This window comes from Phyllobacterium sp. (assembly GCF_037994405.1).
Classification (GTDB): Bacteria; Pseudomonadota; Alphaproteobacteria; order Rhizobiales; family Rhizobiaceae; genus Phyllobacterium.
In genome coordinates this window covers 1-3,604 of record NZ_JBBNAN010000222.1, presented here as the reverse complement: position 1 = coordinate 3,604, position 3,604 = coordinate 1, and the positions used below count along the sequence as shown (strand labels likewise).

At 55.3% G+C, this 3,604-nt stretch carries 4 protein-coding genes; all 4 read left to right on the top strand.

Translation table 11 applies throughout. The features are described 5' to 3' along the window. Positions 1–197 (top strand): hypothetical protein (locus AAAC48_RS12335; RefSeq protein ID WP_340654451.1); only part of this gene is annotated, 197 nt, incomplete at its 5' end. A gap of 360 nt (positions 198–557) precedes the next feature. Further along, on the top strand, positions 558–1,379 hold the full coding sequence (locus AAAC48_RS12330) for an alpha/beta hydrolase (RefSeq protein WP_340654452.1): 822 nt from the start codon (positions 558–560) through the stop codon (positions 1,377–1,379). 192 nt (positions 1,380–1,571) lie between these two features. Continuing rightward, positions 1,572–3,008, top strand: coding sequence for a cytochrome ubiquinol oxidase subunit I (locus AAAC48_RS12325; RefSeq protein WP_340654450.1), 1,437 nt, complete (start codon positions 1,572–1,574; stop codon positions 3,006–3,008). A gap of 3 nt (positions 3,009–3,011) precedes the next feature. After that, the coding region (gene cydB / locus AAAC48_RS12320; RefSeq protein WP_340654449.1) for a cytochrome d ubiquinol oxidase subunit II at positions 3,012–3,604 on the top strand (593 nt) is incomplete at its 3' end.

The following is a 3,604-nucleotide window of genomic DNA, read 5'->3' as shown; positions in this document are numbered from 1 at the left end:
TCGTGCTGAGGACGCGTTCGTTCGATACTTTGGTATATGGTTTCCTGAGTAAAGGACTGGGGCGGACTATCGAGGACGCCATGGTACCTGCTCGCGCCATCGGTTGCGATCAGGGCTCTGGATGCGGAGACGTTCGCTCGGCCAGTCCCCAGACTATAGAAACCTCGCCACTGGCGGTCATCAAGCCACCTTCATAGCGTGTTCCAGCCTTCGGTATGAGCGATCCAAACCTATGGATGGGATGTTTGAGCTCGGCATCTGAGCTAATTCTCATCTGCGAGCCGTGTTAACCGGACGTGACAGAGACGATGAATGCAGGGCTTTTTCCGGGTTCTTCCTGCAGCCAACGAAATGGCAGCCGAGCGTCCCACCTGTCCGACTCCAACTCGTGAGGAGTTTTCCGCATGCACAAACTTACCCCGATCGGATCGATCAATGCGTCTCGCCGTGAGGTGCTTCTTATTGGGGCGGGCTTTGCAGCTTTCCCTGCATTGGCCTTGAGCGCGCAGCGTGCTTCACCAACACATTCCAACAACATTCACGAAAGGACGAATGACATGGGCGTACTTAAAACCAAGGACGGTACGGAAATCTTCTACAAGGACTGGGGAACGGGACAGCCGATCGTTTTCCATCACGGTTGGCCGCTCTCTAGCGACGATTGGGATACGCAAATGCTCTTCTTTTTGGACAAGGGTTACCGCGTCATCGCTCACGACCGCCGTGGCCACGGGCGCTCAACCCAAACCGCCACCGGGAACGACATGGATACCTATGCCGCCGATTTCGCGGAACTGGCAGCATCGCTCGACCTACGGGATGCCATTCATGTTGGGCATTCGACCGGCGGCGGCGAAGCTGCCCACTACGTCGCGCGCCACGGCAAGGATCGCGTAGCCAGGCTGGTCCTGATAAGTGCCGTTCCGCCGATCATGGTGAAAACCGCCGCAAACCCGGGCGGCTTGCCAATCGACGTTTTAGATGGCTTGCGTGCTGAACTCGCAGCCAACCGCGCGCAGTTCTACTGGAATTTCCCGATCCCATTCTATGGCTTCAACCGCGAAGGCGCGACGGTGTCCGATCCGCTCCGCATGAACTGGTGGCGGCAAGGCATGATGGGCGGCGCGAAAGCGCATTACGACTGCATTAGAGCCTTTTCAGAAACAGATTTCACCGAAGACCTGAAAGTGATCGACGTTCCAACGCTTGTGATGCACGGCGACGACGACCAGATCGTCCCCATTGCGGACTCCGCGCTCCTGTCGGTCAAGCTTTTGAAGAATGGGACACTGAAGGTCTATGAGACATATCCGCATGGCATGTGCACGACCCATGCCGACGTCATCAATTCCGATCTTCTTGCGTTCATAAGAAGCTGAGTGACGTCTGCGGCCGAAGACGTTGTGGCATCGGCAAGATCGGAACGGACTGCAGCAACGACTGGCGGGTCGTCGCTGTCGACACCTCGAAGACGCAACTGACGATCGAATAGTTTGCAAAGGCGGCCGCGTCGGCGTTCAATCGCTGTCGTTCGCAGCCATAGATACTGATCCAACACAAGGAAAAATTCCATGCGAGGATTCACCGCGCTTGAGCTGGCCCGAATTCAGTTTGGTTTTACGATTTCATTTCACATTATTTTTCCTGCAATCACGATCGGGCTTGCAAGCTATCTCGCCGTTCTCGAAGGTCTATGGCTGTGGAAACAGGACGTTGTTTATCGCGACCTGTACCATTTCTGGTCGAAAATCTTCGCGGTCAATTTTGCCATGGGCGTCGTATCTGGCTTGGTCATGGCGTACCAGTTCGGCACGAACTGGAGCTATTTTTCGGCTTTCGCCGGAAGCATCACGGGCCCGCTGCTCACCTATGAAGTGCTGACCGCGTTCTTTCTGGAAGCCGGGTTTTTGGGCGTGATGTTGTTCGGCTGGAACAGGGTAGGACCGGGTTTGCACTGGTTCGCCACCATCATGGTGGCAATTGGAACGCTCGTTTCTGCAACATGGATTCTCGCGTCGAACAGCTGGATGCAGACACCGCAGGGTTTCGAAATTATCAACGGCCGCGTTGTTCCGGTGGAATGGCTCAAAGTTATCTTTAATCCGTCCTTTCCATATCGATTGGCGCATATGACGGTGGCGGCATTTCTTGCCACAGCTCTTTTTGTCGGTGCATCCGGTGCGTGGCATCTGCTTCGTGGGAACGATATACGGCCGATACGGATCATGCTGTCGATGGCGATGTGGATGCTAGTCGTCGTTGCTCCGTTGCAGGTTGCGCTAGGCGACGCTCATGGTCTGAACACTCTCAAATATCAGCCCGCCAAGATTGCAGCCTTGGAAGGTCATTGGGAAAACAAGCCTGGAGAAAGCGTTCCACTCATTTTGTTCGGCTGGCCGGATATGGCGGCTGAGACAACGAAATTCGCCGTGGAAATACCTGATATTGGCAGCCTAATTCTCACCCACGAGTGGAGGGGCCAGTTTCCCGCGCTTAAGGAGTTTGCCCCCGAGGATCGTCCGAACTCGACGGTGGTTTTCTGGACATTTCGCATCATGGTCGGATTGGCAATGCTCATGCTCTTGTTGGGTCTATGGAGCTTGGTGCTGCGATATCGTCGAACATTGTATCGATCGAAATTGTTCCTGCGTTTCGCGCTTGTCATGGGACCATCCGGCTTGATCGCCATTCTGGCAGGGTGGCTTACTACTGAAATCGGCCGGCAGCCTTGGGTGGTCTATGGCGTGATGCGAACGAAGGATGCTGTGTCGAACCACTCGGCGCTGGCCCTGTCGACGACACTTCTGACTTTCATTGTGATTTACTTCGCCGTGTTCGGGACTGGCGTCAGTTATATGCTGAAGTTGGTGGCGCAAGGACCAGAAGAAAATCTCGATCCTGACCATTCCAGGCAAGATGCGCACCAGGCCGAGCGTCCGGCCAGACCATTGTCGGCAGCACCTGACGATGTTGATCCAGCAATTGACATAGCGGGAAGGGAGGATTGACTGATGGGCATCGACTTACCGTTGGTTTGGGCAATCATCATCGCCTTTGGGTTGATGATGTATGTGATCATGGACGGTTTCGATCTCGGCATCGGAATTCTCTTTCCCTTCGTGCCGGATCGTGATGATCGCGATACCATGGTCAACACGGTTGCCCCGGTTTGGGATGGCAACGAAACCTGGCTTGTCCTTGGCGGCGCGGCTCTGTTGGCGGCATTTCCACTGGCCTATTCCATTATCCTCAGTGCGTTGTATTTCCCCCTCTTCTTGATGCTGGGAGGCCTAATATGGAGAGGTGTCGCATTCGAGTTTCGGTTCAAAGCAGACGACAGCCACAAGCCGTTCTGGGACAAGGCATTCGCCTGGGGCTCCTACGTCGCTACGTTCTCGCAAGGGCTCGCTCTCGGCGCATTCATCAACGGCTTCGAGGTTGCGAACTCCGCTTTCAGCGGCGGTGTCCTCGACTGGTTGACGCCGTTCAGCCTTTTCACAGGACTTTCCCTCGTTATCGCATATGCCCTCCTCGGGTGCACGTGGCTGATCATGAAAACGGAAGGCGAACTGCAGCGCCGCATGATCGAGCTTGCCCGGCCTGC

Coding starts and splice junctions, on each gene's coding strand:
- AAAC48_RS12330 (WP_340654452.1), top strand. CDS start 558: ATGGGCGTACTTAAAACCAAGGACGGTACGGAAATCTTCTACAAGGAC.
- AAAC48_RS12325 (WP_340654450.1), top strand. CDS start 1,572: ATGCGAGGATTCACCGCGCTTGAGCTGGCCCGAATTCAGTTTGGTTTT.